We start from the raw sequence: 3,322 nt of genomic DNA on the forward strand, positions 1-3,322 counted from the left end.
AGCAGGCCGCCAGGCTGGTTGAGGCCGTCAGCGTCTTCACGCTCAGCCCGGGCCAACGGCACGCCGTGGCCGCCTGAGCGGCCCGGCGACCGGTTTACACCACCTTGTTGGGCGTCGCTCCGTCGGCGCCCGCAGCCAGGGCCTTGGCGACACCGTCGCCATAGGCCCTGTCTGCTTTGGCGCAGTTGGCGATGTGGCGTTCCTGGATGGGACGCGACGCGCCGCCCAGCGAGCGCGCCGTGTTCTCGAACAGAACCTTCTGCTGGGCCGGCGTCATCAGCCGGAACAGATTGCCCGGCTGCGAGTAGTAGTCATCGTCCGTGCGGTGGTCCCAGTGGCCGGCCGCGCCTTCCAGCGTCAGCGGCGGCTCGGCGAAGTCCGGCTGCTGCTGCAGCGCGCCCTTGCTATTGGGTTCGTAGCCGATCTCCGCGCCGTTGTTTTCGTCCACCCGCATCGTGCCGTCGCGGTGGTAGCTGTGGAAGGGGCACTTGGGCGCGTTCACAGGAATCTGGTGGTGGTTCACACCCAGGCGGTAGCGCTGCGCATCGCCGTAGCTGAACAGGCGCGACTGCAGCATCTTGTCGGGCGAGAAGCTGATGCCCGGCACGACGGCGGCCGGCGTGAAGGCCAGCTGCTCGACCTCGGCGAAGTAGTTCTTGGGGTTGCGATTGAGCTCCATCACGCCGACGTCGATCAGCGGGTAGTCCTTGTGCGGCCAGACCTTGGTCAGGTCGAAGGGATTGAGGTGGTAGCTGCCGGCGTCCTTCTCCGGCATGACCTGGATCTGCAGCTTCCACTTGGGGAAGTCGCCGCGCTCGATGGCATGCAGCAGGTCGGCCTGGTGGCTTTCACGGTCACGGCCCACCAACTCTGTCGCTTCGGCATCGCTCAGGTTCTCGATGCCCTGTTGGCTGCGGAAGTGGAACTTCACCCAGAAGCGCTCGTTGGCCGCATTGAGGAAGCTGAAGGTGTGGCTGCCGAAGCCGTGCATGTGGCGGTAGGACTTGGGGATGCCGCGGTCGCTCATGACGATCGTGACCTGGTGCAAGGCCTCGGGCAGCAGGGTCCAGAAGTCCCAGTTGCTCTCGGCGCTGCGCAGGTTGGTGTAGGGGTCGCGCTTGACGGCGCGGTTGAGGTCCGGGAACTTCAGGGGGTCGCGCAGGAAGAACACCGGCGTGTTGTTGCCCACCAGGTCCCAGTTGCCCTCCTCGGTGTAGAACTTCATGGCGAAGCCGCGGATGTCGCGCTCGGCGTCGGCCGCGCCGCGCTCGCCGGCCACGGTGGAAAAGCGCAGCACCAGGGGTGTCTGCTTGCCCACCTGCGAGAACAGTTTGGCCTTGGTGTACTTGGTGATGTCGTGGGTGACGGTGAAGGTACCGTAAGCGGCCGAGCCCTTGGCATGCATGCGCCGCTCGGGGATGACTTCGCGGGCGAAGTGGGCCAGCTTCTCCAGGTGCCAGACGTCCTGCAGCAGGGCGGGGCCACGCGGACCGGCGGTCTGGATGTTCTGGTTGTCGACGACCGGTGCGCCGGCGGCGGTGGTGAGCTTGGACATGGGTGTCTTCCTTTGGATAGAAGTTGACTATTGATGGCGTATTCAGTATCGGTCGTGGCTATTTAAATGGCAAGGCATGGGCCATTGGCATTGTTCAAGACCGCCATAGGAAAGCCATGGCCCTTTAGAAGGGGGTGGTCCTCGCTAAAGTGGCTGTTTCGCAGCAAAAGGAAGCACAAAGATGGACACGCAATTTGACAAAGGCCTGGCAGCGCGCCGCGAGGTGATGGGCGAGGACTATGTGGACGCGGCCCTGGCCCGGGCCACGGACTTCACCATGCCCATTCAGGAGCACATCACCCGTGCAGCCTGGGGCGACATCTGGCAGCGCGAAGGACTGGACCGCCGCACGCGCAGCATGATCACCGTGGCCATGCTCACCGCGCTGGGCAAGCAGCATGAGCTCAAGGGCCATGTGCGCGGCGCGCTGAACAACGGCGTGACCCCCAAGGAATTGCAGGAGCTGCTGTTGCACGCCACCATCTACTGCGGCGTGCCAGCCGCAGTCGACGCCTTCCGCATCGCGGCCGAAGTGGTCGAGGCCAGGCAGGCGTCGGGCGGCTGAGCAGCGCGGCCGGCGGCCGCTGCAACTTTCGTTCTTGCCAGGCTTGCAGGCCCGGCGCGCCCGTCGCGGTGCGCCGGGCCTGAACGCTTGAAATGGGCCCTTGGCCGCAGGCTTCTCCGGCCTTGCAGCGCCGGGCTTCACGCCAACAATGTGCACACGGATTCCTCCGTGACCGGCCGGGCGCCATCAGATTGACCTCAATAAAGCCCTGCCGGGGCCGATATCAACGATGCAGGCCCGAAAAGGCCCGACTGCGACCGGTGCGCCGGCGTCCCAGCACAACCCCAACGGGAAACAAGCATGAAATTGTTCGGCAACATGAAGATCGGTCAGCGCCTGTCCATGGGTTTCGCTGCCCTCATCCTGCTCAGCCTCGTCGCTGCAGGCATCGGCATCGAGCGCCTGGTGGCGGTGCGCAAGATCGCCGACAAGCTGGGCACGCAAGACGCCGAAATGCTGGTGCTGACCCAGGGCTGGGTGCGCGCCATCGAGTCCAATGCAGCCCGTACCTGGGTGGTGTTCTTCGCCACAGACGCGCAGGTCGTCAAGCGCGTCAAGGAGGAGATGGCCGGCGTGGTGATCGCGCAGACGGCGCGCCTCAAGCGCATGGCCGAACTGACGGTCGACGACAAGCAGGCGCTGGACCTGATCGCCGAGATTTCGCGCCAGCGCGACGTTTACCAGGCCATGCGCGGCGGGCTGCTCAAGCGCAGGGACGCCGGTGAGGATGTGGGCGCCGAAGTGATCGCCAAAGTTTTTCCCGCAGCCCAGGCCTACCTGGAGTCGGTGGCGCGCGTCGCCGCCTACCAGGAAAAGTCGATGGAAATCACCAAGGCGCGGGCCGACACGGCAGCCGTCCAGGGCGTGACCGCGCTGGCCATCGGCGCCGGCCTGGCCCTGGTCGCCGGCATCCTGCTTGCCTGGGCCCTGACCCGCTCGGTGGTGCTGCCGATCCGGCGTGCCCAGGCCGCTGCCGAAGCGGTGGCCAACGGCGACCTGAGCGTGGACGTGCACTCCGATGCGCGTGACGAAGTCGGCCAGCTGATGCAGTCCATGGCCCGCATGGTCAGCTCGCTGCGCGGCATCGTGACGCAAGTGCGCCAGAGCAGCGATTCGATCGCGACGGGTTCGAGCCAGATTGCCACGGGCAATGCCGACCTGAGCCAGCGCACCGAAGAACAAGCTTCGAATCTGCAGCAGAC

3 protein-coding genes are annotated in these 3,322 nt (G+C 65.7%); 2 read left to right on the forward strand and 1 reads right to left on the reverse strand.

Going from position 1 to position 3,322, the window contains the following annotated elements:
- Positions 1–94: 94 nt before the first annotated feature.
- Positions 95–1,573: a catalase gene (locus tag Q0632_RS07180; RefSeq protein ID WP_298926429.1), complete on the reverse strand. Its 1,479-nt coding sequence runs from the start codon at positions 1,571–1,573 to the stop codon at positions 95–97.
- A 163-nt stretch (positions 1,574–1,736) separates the two neighbouring features.
- On the opposite strand from Q0632_RS07180, the gene pcaC reads away from it, so the two are divergent.
- Both pcaC and Q0632_RS07190 read left to right on the forward strand, forming a co-directional pair.
- Positions 1,737–2,120, forward strand: a complete 384-nt coding sequence (gene pcaC / locus Q0632_RS07185; RefSeq protein ID WP_298926423.1) for a 4-carboxymuconolactone decarboxylase — start codon at positions 1,737–1,739, stop codon at positions 2,118–2,120.
- A gap of 300 nt (positions 2,121–2,420) precedes the next feature.
- Positions 2,421–3,322 (forward strand): methyl-accepting chemotaxis protein (locus Q0632_RS07190; protein ID WP_298926426.1); only part of this gene is annotated, 902 nt, incomplete at its 3' end.

This window comes from uncultured Ramlibacter sp., from assembly GCF_936925435.1.
Lineage (GTDB): Bacteria > Pseudomonadota > Gammaproteobacteria > Burkholderiales > Burkholderiaceae_C > Ramlibacter.